The sequence below is a fragment of the Flavobacterium odoriferum genome (assembly GCF_025499515.1).
Taxonomy (GTDB): Bacteria; Bacteroidota; Bacteroidia; order Flavobacteriales; family Flavobacteriaceae; genus Flavobacterium; species Flavobacterium odoriferum.
This window is the reverse complement of record NZ_JAMKFA010000020.1, coordinates 37,755-57,333: the sequence shown is the minus strand read 5'-3', so window position 1 is coordinate 57,333 and position 19,579 is coordinate 37,755. Positions and strand designations below refer to the sequence as shown.

Annotated in this window: 23 protein-coding genes and 1 pseudogene; 15 read left to right on the top strand and 9 right to left on the bottom strand. The window is 32.3% G+C overall.

The window, feature by feature from the left end:
* The 7 genes and pseudogenes from M9Q43_RS12825 to M9Q43_RS12795 form a co-directional block, all read right to left on the bottom strand.
* Positions 1-642: pseudogene (locus tag M9Q43_RS12825) on the bottom strand (collagen-like protein); the annotation flags it as partial.
* An 8-nt stretch (positions 643-650) separates the two neighbouring features.
* Positions 651-3,128: a T9SS type A sorting domain-containing protein gene (locus M9Q43_RS12820; protein WP_262319270.1), complete on the bottom strand. Its 2,478-nt coding sequence runs from the start codon at positions 3,126-3,128 to the stop codon at positions 651-653.
* A gap of 2 nt (positions 3,129-3,130) precedes the next feature.
* Positions 3,131-3,622 carry a T9SS type A sorting domain-containing protein gene (locus M9Q43_RS12815; protein WP_262319269.1) on the bottom strand — a complete coding sequence of 164 codons (492 nt, stop codon included), beginning with the start codon at positions 3,620-3,622 and terminating at the stop codon, positions 3,131-3,133.
* Between the two features lie 99 nt (positions 3,623-3,721).
* Positions 3,722-4,492, bottom strand: a complete 771-nt coding sequence (locus M9Q43_RS12810; RefSeq protein WP_262319268.1) for a T9SS type A sorting domain-containing protein — start codon at positions 4,490-4,492, stop codon at positions 3,722-3,724.
* Between the two features lie 15 nt (positions 4,493-4,507).
* Positions 4,508-5,389, bottom strand: a complete 882-nt coding sequence (locus M9Q43_RS12805) for a hypothetical protein (RefSeq protein ID WP_262319267.1) — start codon at positions 5,387-5,389, stop codon at positions 4,508-4,510.
* Between the two features lie 10 nt (positions 5,390-5,399).
* Positions 5,400-5,849, bottom strand: a complete 450-nt coding sequence (locus M9Q43_RS12800; protein ID WP_262319266.1) for a phage baseplate protein — start codon at positions 5,847-5,849, stop codon at positions 5,400-5,402.
* A gap of 179 nt (positions 5,850-6,028) precedes the next feature.
* Positions 6,029-6,187, bottom strand: a complete 159-nt coding sequence (locus M9Q43_RS12795) for a hypothetical protein (protein WP_262319265.1) — start codon at positions 6,185-6,187, stop codon at positions 6,029-6,031.
* A gap of 191 nt (positions 6,188-6,378) precedes the next feature.
* Here M9Q43_RS12795 and M9Q43_RS12790 point away from each other — a divergent pair, with 191 nt between their 5' ends.
* From M9Q43_RS12790 to M9Q43_RS12745, 10 genes are all read left to right on the top strand, one after another.
* Entirely contained in the window at positions 6,379-7,593 is a 1,215-nt protein-coding gene (locus tag M9Q43_RS12790) for a helix-turn-helix transcriptional regulator (protein WP_262319264.1), read from the top strand.
* 78 nt (positions 7,594-7,671) lie between these two features.
* Positions 7,672-8,388: a pirin family protein gene (locus M9Q43_RS12785; RefSeq protein ID WP_262319263.1), complete on the top strand. Its 717-nt coding sequence runs from the start codon at positions 7,672-7,674 to the stop codon at positions 8,386-8,388.
* A gap of 103 nt (positions 8,389-8,491) precedes the next feature.
* The gene (locus tag M9Q43_RS12780; RefSeq protein WP_262319262.1) at positions 8,492-8,776 is read left to right on the top strand and encodes a GNAT family N-acetyltransferase; all 285 of its coding nucleotides are present in this window, start codon (positions 8,492-8,494) and stop codon (positions 8,774-8,776) included.
* Positions 8,777-8,794: 18 nt separating this feature from the next.
* The gene (locus M9Q43_RS12775) at positions 8,795-9,022 is read left to right on the top strand and encodes a (4Fe-4S)-binding protein (RefSeq protein ID WP_262319261.1); all 228 of its coding nucleotides are present in this window, start codon (positions 8,795-8,797) and stop codon (positions 9,020-9,022) included.
* A 1-nt stretch (position 9,023) separates the two neighbouring features.
* Positions 9,024-9,431 (top strand): AtaL-like protein, encoded by a 408-nt coding sequence (locus M9Q43_RS12770; protein WP_111566108.1) that lies wholly within the window; start codon positions 9,024-9,026, stop codon positions 9,429-9,431.
* On the top strand, positions 9,431-9,643 hold the full coding sequence (locus tag M9Q43_RS12765) for a hypothetical protein (protein WP_111566109.1): 213 nt from the start codon (positions 9,431-9,433) through the stop codon (positions 9,641-9,643). The genes M9Q43_RS12770 and M9Q43_RS12765 overlap by 1 nt, the downstream gene beginning before the upstream one ends.
* 4 nt (positions 9,644-9,647) lie before the next feature.
* A complete protein-coding gene (locus tag M9Q43_RS12760) occupies positions 9,648-10,175 on the top strand; it encodes an NADPH-dependent FMN reductase (protein ID WP_262319260.1) in 528 nt (175 codons plus the stop codon).
* Positions 10,176-10,235: 60 nt separating this feature from the next.
* Positions 10,236-11,108, top strand: coding sequence for an ACP S-malonyltransferase (fabD, locus tag M9Q43_RS12755; protein WP_262319259.1), 873 nt, complete (start codon positions 10,236-10,238; stop codon positions 11,106-11,108).
* Positions 11,109-11,114: 6 nt separating this feature from the next.
* Positions 11,115-12,095: a YihY/virulence factor BrkB family protein gene (locus M9Q43_RS12750; RefSeq protein WP_262319258.1), complete on the top strand. Its 981-nt coding sequence runs from the start codon at positions 11,115-11,117 to the stop codon at positions 12,093-12,095.
* Between the two features lie 77 nt (positions 12,096-12,172).
* On the top strand, positions 12,173-12,427 hold the full coding sequence (locus tag M9Q43_RS12745) for a hypothetical protein (RefSeq protein ID WP_262319257.1): 255 nt from the start codon (positions 12,173-12,175) through the stop codon (positions 12,425-12,427).
* Between the two features lie 29 nt (positions 12,428-12,456).
* Here the strand turns inward: M9Q43_RS12745 and galE are convergent, their stop codons facing one another.
* Both galE and M9Q43_RS12735 read right to left on the bottom strand, forming a co-directional pair.
* Positions 12,457-13,473, bottom strand: a complete 1,017-nt coding sequence (galE, locus tag M9Q43_RS12740; protein ID WP_262319256.1) for a UDP-glucose 4-epimerase GalE — start codon at positions 13,471-13,473, stop codon at positions 12,457-12,459.
* 51 nt (positions 13,474-13,524) lie between these two features.
* The gene (locus tag M9Q43_RS12735; RefSeq protein ID WP_262319255.1) at positions 13,525-14,652 is read right to left on the bottom strand and encodes a DegT/DnrJ/EryC1/StrS family aminotransferase; all 1,128 of its coding nucleotides are present in this window, start codon (positions 14,650-14,652) and stop codon (positions 13,525-13,527) included.
* Between the two features lie 271 nt (positions 14,653-14,923).
* On the opposite strand from M9Q43_RS12735, the gene M9Q43_RS12730 reads away from it, so the two are divergent.
* The 5 genes from M9Q43_RS12730 to M9Q43_RS12710 all read left to right on the top strand — a co-directional run bounded on the left by M9Q43_RS12730 (position 14,924) and on the right by M9Q43_RS12710 (position 19,529).
* On the top strand, positions 14,924-16,177 hold the full coding sequence (locus M9Q43_RS12730; RefSeq protein WP_262319254.1) for a 3-deoxy-D-manno-octulosonic acid transferase: 1,254 nt from the start codon (positions 14,924-14,926) through the stop codon (positions 16,175-16,177).
* Positions 16,177-16,626, top strand: coding sequence for a GNAT family N-acetyltransferase (locus tag M9Q43_RS12725; protein WP_262319253.1), 450 nt, complete (start codon positions 16,177-16,179; stop codon positions 16,624-16,626). The genes M9Q43_RS12730 and M9Q43_RS12725 overlap by 1 nt, the downstream gene beginning before the upstream one ends.
* 10 nt (positions 16,627-16,636) lie before the next feature.
* Positions 16,637-18,790 (top strand): S46 family peptidase, encoded by a 2,154-nt coding sequence (locus tag M9Q43_RS12720; protein ID WP_262319252.1) that lies wholly within the window; start codon positions 16,637-16,639, stop codon positions 18,788-18,790.
* A 164-nt stretch (positions 18,791-18,954) separates the two neighbouring features.
* Positions 18,955-19,161: a hypothetical protein gene (locus M9Q43_RS12715; protein WP_262319251.1), complete on the top strand. Its 207-nt coding sequence runs from the start codon at positions 18,955-18,957 to the stop codon at positions 19,159-19,161.
* 119 nt (positions 19,162-19,280) lie between these two features.
* Entirely contained in the window at positions 19,281-19,529 is a 249-nt protein-coding gene (locus M9Q43_RS12710; RefSeq protein ID WP_262319250.1) for a hypothetical protein, read from the top strand.
* Positions 19,530-19,579 lie beyond the last annotated feature (50 nt).

The window sequence follows — 19,579 nt, the reverse complement described above, 5'->3', positions numbered from 1 at the left end:
AGGACCTGTTGCACCATCTAAACCGTTTGCTCCTGCTGGACCTTGGATACCTTGTGGACCCATAGGACCTGTTGCACCATCTAAACCGTTTGCTCCTGCTGGACCTTGGATACCTTGTGGACCCATAGGACCTGTTGCACCATCTAAACCGTTTGCTCCTGCTGGACCTTGAGGACCTGTTAAACCTTGTGGACCTTGAGGACCCATTGGCCCTGCTGGACCAGGTATTGAACTACCTGAAGTTTTCGCATATAAAGCATAAGGGGCACTCAATAATTGGGAAGTTCCAGTTATAGTGTAGGAAGAACCGCCTGTTGGGTCGGTTTCTGTTTTGATGAAATACGGACCATTAGCCCAGTTGATTGTTGTCATGTTTCCTGAAACTACTGCACCTCCACCAATTTCTAAGCTCACTAAACCGTTTGCATTAGAGGTTGGGGTTTGCGTTTCAATATAAACCGCTGTACCTGTAGCCGAACCTTGTAAAATGCTAATTTGCATGCCTACCGGTTGGTTGGTTACTAAATTATTGGTAGTGTTACGCACTACGGCTTGGTAGCTCATTTTTTCTGGAGCTTGGGCAAAAGCTAAACTTCCAATAAATAAAGAAGTAGCTACTATAAGTTTTTTAATATTTTTCATGATTGTATTTAGTTTTTAATGAACTTTTTAGTGGTTTCACCATTTTCTGTACTAACTTTAATAATGTAGATTCCTTTTGAAAGTTCGCTTACATTAATTGTTTCATTGGTGCTTTGTAATAATAATTTACCTTGCAAATCAAATATTTTTACATTTTTGATACTTGCAACATTATTTATTTGCAAGTTTAATACATCGTTTACTGGATTAGGATAGACTACAAATGACGTTTTTTGATAAAAATCATTTGATCCCAAAGTGGTTGATGGAGCGTGTAAACCTATTAAATAAGCAGAAGAATTATCATCGTTATAGGTTGTAAAACCTCCTCCCACTAACACTGTATCATTTGATTGAAGAAAAATAGTGTTAACTGGACCATTAAATCCTGTTCCTGTAACAAATGAAACCTCTTTACTACCATCGGCATTCAAACGAATAATACGATTTTCCGTAATTCCATTATAACCCGTAAAATCACCACCTACTAAAACTTTACCATCGGGTTGCAGTGCGATTGCCCTAACACCATTATTAAAACCTGTACCTGAAACAAACGAAACATCTTTAGTACCATCTGCATTCAAACGAATAATACGATTTTCAGTTACTGTATTGAATGAAGTAAAAATACCTCCTACTAAGATTTTTCCATCGGATTGAACCGCAATTGTTAGAACAGTAGCATTAAAACCTGTACCAGCAACAAACGAAACGTCTTTACTTCCATCGGTATTCAAACGAACGATACGGGTTTCAGTTACTGAGTTGAATGAAGTAAAATTACCTCCTACTACCATTTTTCCATCGGGTTGAAGTACAACTGAAAACACCGTATTATTAAATCCATTTCCAATATTAAACGAAGCATCTTTGCTACCATCTGTATTCAAACGAATTATATAGGAACTAACATCACCATTATAGTTAACGAAATTTCCTCCTACTAAAATTTTACCGTCGGGCTGCATTACTATTGAGTAAACAATATTATTAAATCCTGTTCCTACATTAAACGAAGTGTCAGTACTCCCATCGCTATTCAATCGTATAATGCTATTTGAAGTTAACCCATTATATGTAGTGAAACTTCCTCCTACTAAAATTTTACCATCAGGTTGTAATGCGATTGCCCTAACAGTAGTATTAAATCCAGTTCCTGTAACAAACGAAACATCTTTTGTGCCATCAGTATTCAAACGAATAATATAGTTTTCAATAAGACCTTTGTACGTAACAAACAAACCGCCGACTAAAACTTTACCATCGGGTTGCTTTACAGTTGTTGAGATCGAATTATTAAATCCTAATCCAGTATTAAACGATGCGTCATTACTACCATCAGTATTTAAACGAATAATTCGACCTAAACTAAGTCCGTTGTATGATATGAAAACTCCACCAATTAAAATTTTACCATCCGATTGAATTGCAACTTGAGCTGTAGCGTCATTAAAACCTGTTCCTAAATTAAACGAAGCGTCTTTTGTGCCATCAGTATTTAATCGAATGATACGATTTTCAGTAATTCCTTGATATGAAGTGAAAAGCCCTACTACCATAATTTTACCATCAGGTTGAAGTGCAACACGATTTACAGTACCATTAAACCCTGTTCCTGTACTAAAAGAAGTATCTTTTGTGCCATCTGCATTCAAACGAACGAGACGATTTTCAGTAGCACCTTTATAAGTAACAAATTGACCTCCAACTAAAACTTTACCATCTGGTTGCACTACTAATGAATTTGTAGAAGTACTAAACCCTGTTCCAACATTGAATGAAGCATCTTCGCTACCATCTACATTCAAACGAATAATATAGTTTTTTCCAGTTGCACCGTTAAATATAAAAAAACCCCCTCCTACTAAAACTTTACCATCGGGTTGTTGTGCAACTGCATTTATACTACCGTTAAAACCTGTTCCTACAGCAAATGATGCATCTTTTGTACCATCTGCATTCAAACGAATGATACGGCTTTCAGTTACTCCATTATATGAAGTAAAATCTCCTCCTACTATAATTTTACCATCAGATTGTAATGTAATTACTCTAACTGTACTACCAAACCCTGTTCCTGTTGCAAATGAGGCGTCTTTACTACCATCAGCATTCAAACGAATAATACGATTTTCAGTAACTCCATTGTAGGAAGTGAAACTACCTCCTACTAAGATTTTACCATCGGATAGTAGTACCATTGTTTGAACTTGAGCATCAAAACCTGTTCCTATATCAAACGAAGCGTCTTTTGTGCCATCTGCATTCAAACGAACGAGACGATTTTCAGTAGCACCTTTATAAGTAGTAAAACTACCTCCTACTACTATTTTACCATCAGGTTGAACAACGGTAGAAAATACAGCACTATTAAAACCTTTAGCGGTTCCAAAACTTTGAACAATGTCACCTGGAGTTTGAGCTTGGGTAAATGCACTTATGAAAAGTGTTATTGCCCACATTAATTGTGTAATTTTTTTCATGATTAATTCTCTTTTTTAATGATTTTAAACGTTTTCACTTCTTTGTTGTTGCTTACCACTTTTAACATAAAAATAGCTGCTGGTAAGCGTTCCATTTGAATGGAAGAAGTTTCGGCAGTAATTTTTTCATTTAAAATCATTCTTCCATTTAAGTCAAACAATTGATACGAAAGATTTGCGAAATCTGTATTTCGCACTTCAAGTTGTAACCAGTTGGTTGTTGGATTTGGATACACCGCTAATTGCAGGTTAATATTAAAATTCTCTGCACCTAACACAGTTTGAATTTCAAAAGGTTGTTGCACACCTTGTGCTACTGAACCCGTGGTTCCTGTGTTAGTCGTGTAAACCACTTGTCCTACTGTATAGCTAACGTTTCCGTTTGTACCAGAGGCGTTACCTCCTGAAGTAGCTACGACTTCTTGCGCTTGTGTTTGAAAAGCTCCCAGTAAAAGTGTGGCAATGAGTAATTTTTTAATTTTCATTTGATTCATAATTAGTTAATTAAAAAAAAAATAATATGGTATAAATTATACCTGTGTATAAAATAAATAATAGAATTTCTAAACGATATTTTTCTATGTTTTTCAAGGTTATTGTTTAATCAATTTTACTGTTTGTGTTTGGTTGTTTTCGGTGGTGATTTTAGCAAAATAAATGCCTGCTGTAAAACCATTTAAGTCTACCATTGTAGTACCAACAGTAGCTTTTTGTGTTGTAATTTGATTTCCTAAAATATCGAATATCTCAATAGTAGTAGAACCTTCATTTTCAATGTTAAAAATTCCGTTTGAGGGGTTTGGATAAACGCTTATTTTTTCTTGTTCAAATAATTCAGAACTTAAATTTGCTTGTACATTAACAGTCCAATCCTCTGCATCTGCTCCTGAAATAGAAGTATTGTCTTGAAAATAATTCCCTAAAGCATATGGGTTTGTATTATTTCTACCAAATAAGAATAATGGTATATTATCTGTAGTTTCAAAAACCTCCCAACGATAGGTTGTATTTGCAGTTAATGTAAGGTTTGCAGTTGTAAAATCAGCCGTAATAGTCGCACCATTAAACCATTGGTCTGTGTTTGAAGCTCCATTTATAGTTGCTGTTGCTATGATAGCACCGGCATTATCTCTTAAACGAACTCCAACAAAAACATTCTGACCTCTCAAATCATCGACATTAGGGTTTGTAGGATTAAAAACAATTGTGCTCAACAAACCTGTGCATGTAACTTGAAAAGTTTGCCCTGTTCGTAAGGCTTCGGTAAATATGGTATTGTTACCGTTATATCCTGTTGTGCATTGTGCTGTAATGTTGTTGACTGAGACCAGTATCAAAAAAAATAATGTAATTGTTTTGTTCATAGTTTTAAAATTATATTAGTTGAAATGTTTTAGAATATCAACATCTTGAAAAGTTGTTATTCCGTTTTTATAATTGTTTTGAAAATATCTTCTTAAATCAGACTGAGCAAATTGACCAATTTCTTTAGAACTTGGATATCTCTTTATTTGATCATTTTCATATTTTGGAACAGTAACTGCTACCAATAAAAAATCAAACGAATGTACTTCTGATTGAAGTTTTGAATCTTGAGCAATAATAGTATCTAAATTAATGGTACCAATTTTGTTTCCTTCTGTATGAAGTATGCAAGCATTATCATCTTCAAAACCCTCAAATTGAGAAAGCCATTTTTTACTTCCTAATTTCTCCTTCCATAAATTAAAAATTTCATCGCTGAATGGTTTATTGTCACGAATAAATTTTGGGCTAACGTAGATAGAAACGCCACCCCACTTTTTTCTAAAAAAAGTATTTTCGTTTAAAAAAATTCCTTCTGCAATAGAAAGTTGCTTGACACATTCCTTGATATCTTCAATAGTATTTACTTCAGTTTTGAAAGGGCACAAAAAAGCTGTTCCATAATTTTTTAAATCTTTATTACCTAATGATAAAACCATAGTATAAAGTGGAAATATTGCTTTGTTATTAGTATTCAAATAATAGCTTCCATCATTTTTTCTATTTTGTATATTCGTTTTAATTTCGTAACCACTATGTGTAGCATTATTAATCTGAACAGGAAATTCATTGTTTTCAGAATATCTTCCATATCGTATGGGAAACTTAATGGGAATATAATTTTCTTTAGGTTTTAGATAATTATCTCTCCATTCCTTTCTCACAGGTTTCCATGGTTCGTGAGTAGAACCATCTTGCCAAAGCAGAGAACCAATAATAACGACTCCTCCTTTCATTTGTGTTAGATTATTGATATTTATAAATAAAATACAGTGCTAAATATGGTGGGATTACGTTGAATTGTTCACCTTTTCCTGTATTTCCAATTGTAACGATATGAGTATGACTTCCAGCTTCTTCAACATAATCTTCTGTTGACTTTCCAGAATCATTCCCACCATAGACATAACCTTGTGTAACATTTACAGTAGCTCCTCTCATACCAATTTTATGTTTGTGATTACCATTCTCACTAACTGTTGCAGTATGAGAGTGTGTTGGGATATTTTGCTCTGTAATATGAGTATTAAAACCTTCCTTATGATCTCCCTTACTAAAAGAATACCACTTGTCATTATCCTTAATACTCATGTTGTTTATACCAATGGGGAATTTACCTCTTAAATCAGGTGAGCCATTGCCTCCATCACAGATACACCAACCTTTCGGAACGTTAGTATCTTCACCGTACCACATTATTACAGATCCTTTAGGCAAGCTGTCTACATAAATTGAAATTGAATTATTCTCCATATTAAAATTTTTTAAAAAATTTATCGTAATATTTTTTTGTTTTTTTATCCATTTTCCAGAACTATTATGTACTTAGATGAGTCCTCATCTAAGTACGTTAAAAACTAATTTTTAGTTTTTTATTAACATTTGTTTTTTTCTTTTTGTTTTAATACTTGCATTACTTCTTTAATATTTTCATCTGTTAAAGGAATATCATTTTGAATACATGTGTAAATCGCTTCATTTCTTTTAATGGAGAAAAGACGGAAATAATTTTTAATACGTTCTAAAATTTTCATTTGTATTTTGTTTGCTACAAAGTTGAGCAAGACTTGTATTAAAATCTAATTTTGTTCGGGTAGTTAACGGGTAGTTTTTACGACTACCCAATGGGTAGTTTTATTCAAATAATTGATAATCAATATTTTAAAATGAAAACTTATTTTCACAATTAATAGTTCATTTTTTATCTTTGAGAAAATTTTTAGGTATGATAAAAAAGCATTTCCCCTTATTGCTTTTAATTTTGTTTGTATTTACTCAATCTTTTGGGCAATCTGAAAAACTCAAAAAATTAGAAAACCAAATCAAAACGTTTAATGATAATTTGCAATATGAAAAATCTATAGCAATTTTATCAGAAATTACCAATAGTGAAGATGCTACTCACTATGATAAATATTATGCTTATTTATTAAAATCTTATACATACAAGAGATTGTTTAATTACAATAGAGCTCTTTATAAATTAGATTTAGCCCTTGCCGAAGGCTTGCAAAGTGACCACAAAGAAGAGGTTAAAAACACCATTGATGCTGAAAAATGTTTTGTCTATTTTGACACACAAGATTATCCAAAAGCAGAAGCTTTAATAGTTCATCTAAGAAAAATAAATTTTAAACATTTATCAATTCCCACACAATCTTGGATTATTATGCAAGATGGTTATATTAAAATGTTAAACAAAGACTATGCAAAATCAGAACAATTACTAAATGAAGCAGCAGCATTAGTTAAAGCAAATTCTCCTGAGAATTTACCCAATATTTATGGTAAAAAAATGGAGCTTTATAATAAAATGGAGCTTTTTGAAAAGCGTGATACTGCTTTTAAAGAAGGTTTATTATTAGCAAAAAAATACAATAAGGTAAAATATGAAATGTATTTATACCAAGTGATGCGAAACATATTACAAGAAAATGAAGATTATAAAAATGCTTTTTTTACACAAAAAAAATATGATTCCATTGTAAAATATTACAATGCAACCGATGCCAATGGAAAGTTAGAATTAGCTGAAAAAAAATTAGAAGACGAGAATAGACAGCTAAAAGAACAAAATGAAAAATATATAGATTACATATTATATGGTGTTATTATATCATTACTTCTTCTATTGTATTTTGCCTTTAGATTATACCAATCAAATATGGCAAAAAGAATTTTAGTTGAAAAAGAGAACACAAGAATTCACAATGAAATTGAACGTTTAACCCAAGCATTAGACGAAAAAGGAAATGCAACTTTAAATTTATCAAACTATAATTTAACCGATCGTCAAAAAGAAATTATTGAACTTATTCGTTCTGGTTTAACCAATAAAGAAATTGCTACCAAACTTTTTATATCTGAAAACACCGTAAAATATCACTTAAAAATTATTTATGAAATTTTAGATATAGATCATCGTTCGGCTATACGATAATTTCTTAATCTACATTAAGTGCTTTCAGAATCTTCTGGTTGTAAATTTGTATCATAATAATTACTAAATTTATACATTATGAAAAATATCGTTTTACACAAAGCAGATTCAAGAGGCCATGCAGATCATGGATGGTTAAATGCGTATCATAGTTTTAGTTTTGCAAGTTGGTACAATCCAGAAAGAGTTCAATTTGGCATGTTGCGCGTTTTAAACGACGATACAGTTGCAGCAGGAATGGGTTTTGGAACACATCCACACGATAATATGGAAATTATTACAATTCCGCTTGAAGGTGATTTAGCACACAAAGACAGTATGGGAAATGCCGCAACCATCAAAACAGGTGATGTACAAGTTATGAGTGCTGGAACAGGAATTCAACATAGCGAGTTTAATCCAAATCATGACCAACACACAAAATTGTTTCAAATTTGGTTATTTCCAAAGTACAGAAATGTGGAACCTCGTTATCAACAAATTACTTTAGACCAATCATCACAAAAAAATAATTTTGCTCAAATTTTATCTCCAAATGCAGACGATGAAGGAGTTTGGATTCATCAAGATGCTTGGTTTTATTTGAGTGATTTTGACAACGGTTTTTCAAAAAAATTAAATTTGAAAAAAGAAGGAAACGGATTTTACATCATGAACATTGAAGGTGAAATTGAAGTAAATGGAGAAAAATTAGAAAGAAGAGACGCAATCGGAATTTGGGCAACCAATGAAATTGAAATCAAAGCGAATTCTAATGCTAAATTTTTAGTAATAGAAATTCCGATGGAACAATAAATTAATTATTTCAACATTCAAAATTCCTTGTTGAATGTTCCAAGTTTAAAATGTTGAATATTCAATTTTGAATAACGAATGTTGAAATTTAAAAACCATAATTATGACCGAAGAAGTGCATCTTAGAATAAACGACAACAAAGGTGCTTTTTACATTGAAGTAGAAGGCAAACAAGAAGCTATGATGACATTTGTTTTTGCTGGCGAAGATAAAATCATCATTGACCATACCGAAGTGAATCCAGGAAACGAAGGAAAAGGTTTTGGTAAAAAAATGGTAACCAAAGCTGTGGAATTTGCAAGAGAAAAAGGAATTAAAATCTTGCCTTTGTGTCCGTTTGCGAAAAATGTTTTTGATAAAACTCCTGAATTTAGAGACGTATTATAAATTTTAAACGAAGTAATCATGGATCCAAAAGACATTAAAAAAGAATATACAAATGGTGAAGTAACCATTGTATGGCAGTCTGGAAAATGTACACATTCTGCTAATTGCGTTAAGAACAATCCAGATGTTTTTAAACCAAAAGAACAACCTTGGATTACACCTGATAATTCAACCACAGAAAAAATTATTGAAACCGTTAACAAATGCCCTTCTGGAGCATTAACGTATTATTTAAACGAAAAATAAAATGACTGAATTCACCGTTACTGTTAATGCTTCACTCGAAAAAGTTTGGAGTCATTTACTCAATAAAATTGAACATCCTGAAAATTTTGTTCCAGGGGTTAGTGATGTGATTATTTCTGAAAAAAACACAGAATTTGTAATAAGACAAATGACTGTAACAACTCCAGAAACAACTACCATTCTAAAAGAAAAAATTACTTTCATTCCTTATAAAGTTAGATTTCTACTTTTAGAACATCCAACGATGGAAGGATATGTAGATAATGATGCAAAATTTGTTTCGGAGGAAGAAACCGAAATGACTTTTACTACAAATTGGAACGATAAAACATCTAAAGCAGCCATTGGAAATCTAGAATTATTAAAAAGTGCTGTTTTAAAAACAAAAAAGTATATAGAAGAAAATTAATGAATCAATCGCCTAAATGGAAATTTGCCATCATGGTTTGGTTGGCCATTTATCCAGCCATAACTCTTTTAACCTACTTAATTGGAGATTACATTAAAAACTTACCATTACCATTAAAAACATTAATCATGACTGGAATTTTGGTTCCACTAATGATTTTTGTTTTATTACCAATATTAAGAAAAGTAATGGGGAATTGGTTAAACAAATAAATACATGAAAAAAATTATCGCTTTCGGAGCTTCATCAAGCAAGAATTCTATCAACAAACAATTGGCAACTTATACAGCCAATCAATTTGAAAATTCAACAGTAGAAGTTTTAGATTTGAATGCTTATGAAATGCCAATATATTCTGTTGATAACGAAAAAGAAAATGGAATTCCACAATTAGCGCAAGATTTTTATGCTAAAATAGGAAGTGCCGATTTCATTGTGATTTCGTTTGCCGAACATAATGGGAATTTTTCGTCAGCATTTAAAAATATCTTAGATTGGGCTTCTCGAATAAATGCTAAAACTTTTCAAGAAAAACCAATGTTGTTATTAGCAACTTCTCCTGGTGCTCGTGGTGGAAGTTCGGTTTTAGATATTGCTACAAAACGATTTCCGTTTCAAGGCGGAATTGTAAAAGGTAGTTTTTCGTTACCTAGTTTCAACGATAATTTTGATGTTGAAAAAGGAATCACAAATGAAGATTTGAAAAATCAATTATTGGAAATTGTAAATTCAATCGAATTATAATAAAAATGTTATTTTTGCTATTCAAGAAAAACTTGAAACATTAAACTTGAAACAAAATTTATGAAAGCATACGTATTTCCAGGTCAAGGAGCACAATTCTCAGGAATGGGAAAAGATTTATATGAAAATTCAGCAGTAGCAAAAGAATTATTCGAAAAAGCGAATGAAATTTTAGGTTTTAGAATTACAGATATCATGTTTGAAGGAACAGCTGAAGAATTAAAAGAGACTAAAGTTACACAGCCAGCTGTTTTCTTGCACTCAGTAATTTTGGCAAAAACGTTAGATAACTTTAAACCTGAAATGGTTGCCGGACATTCGTTAGGTGAATTTTCTGCTTTAGTTGCCAATGGTGCTTTATCATTTGAAGACGGGTTAAAATTGGTTTCGCAAAGAGCAATTGCTATGCAAAAAGCGTGTGAAATTAAACCTTCAACAATGGCTGCTGTTTTAAACTTAGACGACAAAATTGTAGAAGATATTTGTGCTTCTATTGATGGCATTGTGGTAGCTGCAAATTACAACTGTCCGGGTCAATTAGTAATTTCTGGAGAATACAAAGCAGTGGAATTAGCTTGCGAAAAAATGAAAGAAGCTGGTGCAAAACGTGCTTTGATTTTACCTGTTGGTGGTGCTTTTCACTCACCAATGATGGAACCAGCAAGAGAAGAATTAGCTGCAGCGATTGAAGCAACTACTTTTTCAGCTCCAATTTGTCCAGTGTATCAAAATGTTACTGCAAGTGCGGTTTCTGATGCAGATGAAATTAAGAAAAACTTAATCATTCAACTAACTGCTCCTGTAAAATGGACACAATCAGTACAACAAATGATTAAAGATGGCGCAACGAGTTTCACAGAAGTTGGTCCAGGAAAAGTATTAGTAGGATTAGTAAATAAAATTGATAAAGAAGTCGAAACGATTTCGGCATAACCTATTTTGAAAGGAGTTAGAGAAGCGTACTACAAAGATTTATGGGATGTAATTCATTCCACGTTTTCCGAATTTGGAGAACACAAAATCATGAAAAAAAGTGCCTCATTAGCTTATACAACCGTATTTTCAATGGCTCCACTACTTATGGTTTTACTATATGTAGTGGGGCTTTTTTTTGGAACCGATGCAATTGAAGGTGAAATATTTCTTCAAATCAAAGATTTTTTAGGTGAAAAAGCCGCTATTCAATTGCAAGAAATGATTAAAAATATTGCCATTTCTAACAAAAGTGGATTTCCTGCACTCATTGGAATCGTAACTTTATTAATAGGAGCAACTTCTGTTTTTGCTGAAATTCAAGATTCTATTAATTCTATTTGGGGAATTCGACTCAAGAAACGTTCTAGTTTTTGGTTATACTTCAAATCAAGACTACTTTCTTTTGGTGTAATTGGAAGTTTGGGATTTATTTTATTGGCTTCTTTAGGATTATCTGCCATTTTAGATTCATTGAACCAAAAGTTATTTGCCCATTTTTCTGAAGCGGCTGTTTATTCGGTTTACATCGGACAAACATTGGTAACATTAACAGTGATAACATTACTTTTTGCAGTAATTTTCAAAATATTACCTGATGCCAACATTACTTGGAAGCAAGTTAGAGTATCTTCAATTACAACCGCTTTACTTTTTATGTTTGGGAAATTTTTAATTTCATTTTACATTTCTCAATCGTCTTTAGGAACCATTTATGGAGCTGCGGGATCATTAGTAATTATTATGGTTTGGGTTTATTATTCTTCTGTCATTTTATATTTAGGAGCGCTATTTGCAAAGTGCTATGCAATTGAATTTGGAAGTTCTATTAAACCTTCAAAATATGCAGAAATAATTCATGTAGTAGAATTAAAATTAGAAGCTACTACATTACAAGATGCCAAGGAAGAAGTAGAAGAGTTTAAGAAAAACAACGATATTGAGTAATTACTTTTTGGCAAAAAAATATTTCACTTTCATTTGGCATTAATTTTGTAACTTTATTTTTATAAATAAATTCAACCATGAAAAAAATATTTTTAGGAATTGCAATCGCAACGACATTACTTTCTTGTCAAGAAGAAACAAAAGAAAAAGTAAAAGAAGCTTCTGAATCAGTAGGAACCGATTTAAAACAAGCGGCAGATTCAGCAAAAGTAAAAGCTAAAAAAGCAATAGATTCTTCAAAAGTAGGTGAAAAAGCAAAAGTTATTATTGCAAAGGGCGCTGAACAAGTTGAAAAAGGCGCTAAAAAAGTAAAAGAATCTGTCGAAAAATAAAAAAATCCTCAATTGAGGATTTTTTTATTTTATTTATTTCTGATTTTATTCTCCCATTTCCATGCACTTGCTAAAGCTTCCTCTAAAGTAGATTGTGCTTTCCAACCTAAAACAGTATTTGCTTTGTCAGTATTTGCATAAGCTTCGATTACATCTCCTTCTCTTCTACCTACGATTTGATAATTTAATTTTTGATTGGACACTTTTTCAAAAGCATTTATCACTTCTAAAACCGAACTTCCAGTTCCTGTTCCTAAATTAAAGGTTTCTACTTTTTCGGAGTTTTGCTTCTTCAACAAACGTTGTAAAGCTATTACGTGTGCTTTTGCTAAATCTACCACATGAATGTAATCACGAATTGCTGTTCCATCAGAAGTTGGATAATCACTACCAAAAACGGATAATTTTTCACGAAGTCCAAATGCGGTTTGTGTGATAAATGGCACTAAATTTTGTGGAACTCCTAAAGGTAATTCACCAATTTCAGCCGAAGGATGCGCTCCAATCGGATTGAAATAACGTAATAAAATGGAATTAATGTTGGTTACTTTAGCAACATCTGTAATAATTTCTTCACCTATTTGCTTTGTATTTCCGTAAGGTGACATCGCAGATTGAATAGGCGCATTTTCAGTAATTGGCATTTTTTCGGCTTGACCGTAAACCGTGCAAGACGAACTGAAAATAAAATGAGCTTCTGATTTTTTCTGTAACTCTTGAAGTAAATACACTAAAGAATTGATGTTATTTTCGTAATACAACAGCGGATTTTCAACACTTTCTCCTACTGCTTTTGAAGCAGCGAAATGAATCACTCCTGAAATGTCTTGGTATTTAGAAAAGAAATTTTGAACAGCCGATTTATCTCGCAAATCGATATTCTCAAATAAAGGCTTTTTCCCTGTAATTCGCTCAATTCCGTCCAAAACATCAATTGATGAATTAGAAAGATTGTCGATTGCAATTACTTCAAAACCTTCATTTTGTAATTCAACAACCGTGTGAGAACCTATAAATCCTAAACCGCCTGTAACCAGTATTTTCATTCTTTTTTATTAAATTGAGAGACGCGATAAATCGCGTCTCTCAAATATGAATTAAACAAATTCTAAAACCAAATCTGTAATAAATTTAATTTGTTCGTCATCTAATTCTGTGTGCATTGGTAATGCGATTACTTCTTTTACCAATTGATTTGTTACAGGGAAATCTTCTTCTTTGTAACGTGCATCTGCATACGCTTTTTGACTGTGTAATGGAATTGGATAATAAATTGCACAAGGAATTCCTTTTGCTTGTAAATGCTCTAATAAACCATCACGTTTTCCATTCATAATTCGGATTACATATTGATGAAATACATGACAATCACAAGATTCACAAATAGTTGGAGCCCAAATATTAGGATTCACACCCAAAGCCAAACTATATTTTCTTGCAGCATCTTGACGTGCTTTGTTGTACGTATCTAAATGTGGTAATTTCGCTTTCAAAACTCCAGCTTGCATACTATCTAAACGCGAATTCACCCCTACTACATCATGGTGATATCTTTCGTACATTCCGTGATTTACGATTCCTCTTATTTTGTGTGCTAAAGCATCATCATTCGTGAAAATTGCTCCACCATCACCATAACACCCTAAGTTTTTAGATGGGAAAAATGAAGTTGCCGCTACATGACCAATAGTTCCTACTTTCTTTTTAGAACCATCTTTCGAAGTGTAATCTGCTCCAATGGCTTGCGCATTATCTTCAATAACGTATAAATTATGTTCGCGAGCAATTTCCATAATCGCATCCATATTGGCAGCGCGACCGAATAAATGTACTGGAACAATAGCTTTAGTTTTTGGTGTAATTGCTTTACGAATTCCTTCTAATGAAATGTTCATATTGTTCATATCGACATCTACTAAAACTGGAGTTAATTGCAATAACGCAATCACTTCTACTGTTGCAGCGAATGTAAAATCAGCAGTAATTACCTCGTCACCTGGTTTCAAATCTAATCCCATCATGGCAATTTGCAACGCATCGGTTCCGTTAGCACATGGAATTACGTGTTTTACGCCCAAATATTTTTCTAAATCAGCCTGAAATTGGTGAACCAAAGGTCCATTAATGTATGTGTTTGTATCTAAAACCTCTTGAATAGAAGCATTTACTTCTTCTTTTATTTTTTCGTATTGACTTTTTAAGTCAACCATTTGCAATTTTCTCATAATTGAAATTTTCTGTTAGCAAAATTACTAATTATCTTTTGATGTAGTTTTTTTTCTGTTTAAAAAATAAAGAAATAAACAAACTATTATAGTAGAAACTAATGTAGCAAATATTGATTTTTCATTAATCTGATCTTCAAAAAGATACTTCTTTGCTAATAAATTGAAGACGAAAAATAAAACAGCAAAAACACCCATTCGTATTGAAAATAATTTCATGTTTTTTTTTATTTGATGAAACAATCGTACTTTTATAATCTTAATTAAAGGCATGAAACAAATATATAATTTAATTGTAATTCTAGCTTCACAATTGCTAAAAATAATTGCGGTTTTTAGTCCAAAAATGAAACTTTTTGTTGATGGACGAAAGTCGGTTTTTCAAACTTTGGCTAATAAAATTCAAACTTCGGATAAAACAATTTGGTTTCACGCCGCTTCTTTGGGCGAATATGAGCAAGGTTTACCTGTTATTGAAGCAATCAAACAACAATTCCCAAGTCATAAAATTGTGGTTACTTTTTTTTCGCCTTCGGGTTATGAAGTTCGAAAAAACAATGCCGTTGCTGATGTTACGGTTTATTTGCCTTTGGACACGATTTCAAATGCGAAACAATTTATCAAATTAGTTCATCCCGAAATGGTGTTTTTTATTAAATATGAATATTGGCCAAATTATCTGAACGAACTTAAGAAACAACAAATAAAGACTTATCTAATTTCAGGAATTTTACGAGAAAATCAAGCGTTTTTTAAATGGTATGGCGGATTTTACAGAAACGCACTTAAAACATTTGATTACTTTTTTGTTCAGAATGAAAGTTCAAAAACACTTTTACAAAGTATCGGTTTTAATAACGTAAAAGTTTCTGGCGACACGCGCTTTGACCGAGTAGTTTCAATTTTAGAACGTGATAATTCATTGGATTTTATCGAACAATTTAAAGACAATACAACCACTATCGTTATTGGAAGTTCTTGGCCAAAAGATGAAAGTTTATTAGTGAATTACATTAATCAAATTTCGGATGACGTGAAATTTATTATTGCGCCACATAATATCAAACAAGAGCAAATTTCAAATCTCAAAAATCAAATTCAAAAGAAAACGATTTTGTATTCGGAAAAAGATGAGATGCTGAAACAAGTTCAGCATGACAAAATAGAGGCTTTTCAGGTTTTCATTATTGACACCATCGGGATTTTAACCAAAATTTACTCGTATGCCGATATTGCTTATGTAGGTGGAGGTTTTGGAAATCCGGGTGTGCATAATATTTTGGAACCGGCTACTTTTGGTGTTCCGGTTGTAATTGGACCAAATTATTCGCATTTTGCTGAAGCTACGGCTTTGGTAAATATGGAAGGTTGTATTTCGATTCAAAATCAAACCCAATTAAATGAAGCTTTTGATTTGTTGCTTCACAACGAAGACGAACGATTAGAAAAAGGGCACATTTGCAGCACATTTGTTCAAATGAATAAAGGAGCGACTCAAACGATTATGAATCATATTTTGAACTAATGACAAGCTTCAAACCATTAGAAATAATAGACATTTCAACCATCACTCAAATGATGCAAGATTTCTATGCGATTGACAATTATCCGATTGATGTTGAAGTAGCTAAAAATTTGTTTCAGGAATTTATTTCGAATGAACATCTTGGAAAATCTTGGTTAATATATACTGAAAATGAAATTGTAGGTTACATCATTCTAACATTTATTTTCAGTTTCGAATATGGTGGGAAAATTGCTTTTGTAGACGAATTATTCATCAAAGAAACCGCTCGTGGAAAAGGAATTGGGAAAGAAGCTATTCAGTTTATTCAGAAAGAAGTTCCTAAATTATCGTTAAAATTACTGTATTTAGAAGTCGAACCGCATAACGAAAACGCACAAAAATTGTATCTTGCACACGATTTTGTAATTCACAACCGAAAATTAATGAAATACAAAGTCCCTAAATAAAATTATACCTATGAAATTTTTAAAATTACTACTTGTTTTAGTTGTTTTCCAAGTTCAAGCGCAACAAGGAGGCATGTGGATTCCTTCGCTTTTAAAAGGAACCAATGAAAAAGAAATGAAAGCTTTGGGAATGAAAATTAGTGCCGATGATATTTATTCGGTAAATAATTCCAGCTTAAAAGATGCTGTTCCTCATTTTGATGGCGGTTGTACAGCTGAAATGATTTCACCAAAAGGACTTCTTTTAACCAATCACCACTGTGGTTATGACAATATTCAAAGTCATTCTACTGTTGAAAATGATTATTTAACGAATGGTTTTTGGGCTTACAAAATGGAAGACGAATTGCCAAACAAAGATTTAACAGTAACTTTCATCATTAAAATTGAAGATGTTACTAATAAAATTTTTGAAGGTGTTTTAAATCTTCCAACCGAAAGCGATAAACAAAAGAAAATCCAACAAAATATTGCTACTGTTAGCAAAAGTTTCCAAAAAGAAGCTTGGCAAGATGTAATGATTCGTGCTTTTTATGATGGAAACCAATACTTATTATTTGTAACCGAAAATTTCAAAGATGTTCGTTTAGTTGGAGCACCACCAAGTTCAATTGGAAAATTTGGTTCTGATACTGATAACTGGGTTTGGCCTCGTCACACAGGAGATTTCTCTTTGTTTAGAATTTACGCTGATAAAAACAATCGTCCTGCAGACTATTCAAAAGACAACGTTCCATACAAACCAAAACACTTTTTCCCAGTTTCTGCAAAAGGAATTCAAGAAAACGATTTCACTATGGTAATGGGTTATCCAGGAAGAACACAAGAATATTTACCATCATTCGCCGTAGAACAAATTGTAAATGATTTGAATCCGGCTAAAATTGAAATTCGTGATGCCGCTTTAAAAGTGCAAGATGGTTTCATGAGAAAAGATAACGCAATTAAAATTCAGTACGCTTCAAAATACGCAGGTGTTGCGAATTATTGGAAAAAATGGATTGGAGAAACTAAAGGTTTGAAAAAATCCAATGCAGTTGCCATTAAAAAAGATTTCGAAAAGAAATTCCAAGAAAGAGTTAACAAAGCAGGAAAGCAAGCAGAATACGGAACTATTTTAGCTGATTTTGAAAAGAACTACAAAGACATTAGAGAATATGCTATTGCTAGAGATTACTTTACAGAAGTTGTTTTACGTAATTCAGAAATTTTATCTTTTGGATACCGTTTGTATCAATTAGAACAAGTATACAATACAAAAGGCGAACAAGCATTTAATGACAGAAAGAACAATTTAATTTCAGGATTTGAAGGTCTATATAAAGATTACAGCGCTCAAGTTGATGAGAAAGTTTTTGAACAATTAATTAATTTATATGCTACAAAATCTCCAAAACAATTTTTACCTGAAAGTTTAAACAATGTTAATGCTTCTTCTTTAACAACTAGTGTTTTTGGTTCTTCTAAATTAACTAACTTCAATGGTTTGAAAGAATTATTGAATGGTGATGCTAAATCAGTTTTAGAAAAATTAAATCAGGATAAAGGCTATCAATTGGTAAAATCAATTGCAGATAGTTACCAAAAAAATGTAGCACCTAAGTTTGATGAGATCAACTTAAAAAACATTGCATTACAAAGAACCTATATGAAAGGTATTATGGAATTCTTTCCTAACGATAGAATTTTCCCTGATGCTAACAGTACACTACGTGTAACTTATGGAAAAGTAAAAGGCTACAAACCAAGCGATGCAGTTATTTACGAACCTGTAAGTTATTTAGATGGTGTTATCGAAAAATATATTCCTGGCGATTACGAATTTGATGTTCCTAAAAAATTAATCGATTTGTACAATGCAAAAGATTACGGAAGATATGCCGATAAAAACGGGAAAATGCCATTAGCGTTTATTGCAACGAATCATACTACTGGAGGAAACTCTGGAAGTCCTGCTTTAGATGCAAAAGGAAACCTAATCGGATTAAACTTTGATAGAGTTTGGGAAGGTACAATGAGCGACATTTACTACAGTCCTGAGATTTGTAGAAACATTATGGTTGACGCAAGATACATTTTGTTCGTAATTGACAAGTTTGCTGGTGCGAAAAACCTTATAGAAGAGATGACTATTGTTTATCCTAAGTCTCAAAAAGCCAAATAATTAGAATATTTTTTTAAAAAATAAAGTTTGGCACGGCATTTGAAATATAGCATTTCGGAATCCAAAGAAAAAAAAATTAAAAAAATTGTCTAAAAATATTTTGACATGTTAAAAAATTTATATCTTTGCTCCGAATTAATAATTAACCTTTATAATTTAGTAAGATGAAAAAAGTTGTTTTAAGTTTAGCTATCGTTGCTGCTATGTTCGTTTCTTGTAAAGAAGCTGCTACAGAAACTCCAGCTGTAGATTCTACTGCTGTTGAAACTCCTGCTGTTGAAGAAGCACCAGTTGCTGATTCTACTGCTGTTGTTGCTGATTCTGCTGCTGTTGAAGCTCCAGCTGCTACAGAAGCTCCAGCTGCTAAGTAATTTATTGCTGACAGAAAAAATCAAGCTCCACTAAGTGGGGCTTTTTTTAAAATATAAAAAAACCAGAATTGTGAAAGTCAATTCAAAACAAAATTTTAACCTTTTATAATTAAAACAAAATGAAAAAAGTTGTATTAAGTTTAGCAGTTGTTGCTGCTATGTTCGTTTCTTGTAAAGAAGCTGCTGAAAACACTGAAGCTGCTGTTGATTCTACTGCTGCTGTAGTTGAAGAAACTGTTGAAACTGTTGCTGATTCTACTGCTGTAGTTGCTGATTCTGCTGCTGCTAAAGTTGAAGGTGCTGTTGAAGCTGGAGCTGCTAAAGTTGAAGAAGCTGCTAAAGACGTTAAAGAAGCTGTTAAAAAATAATTTTAACTTTCTGAAATAAATTAATCCCGATTTTGTCGGGATTTTTTTAT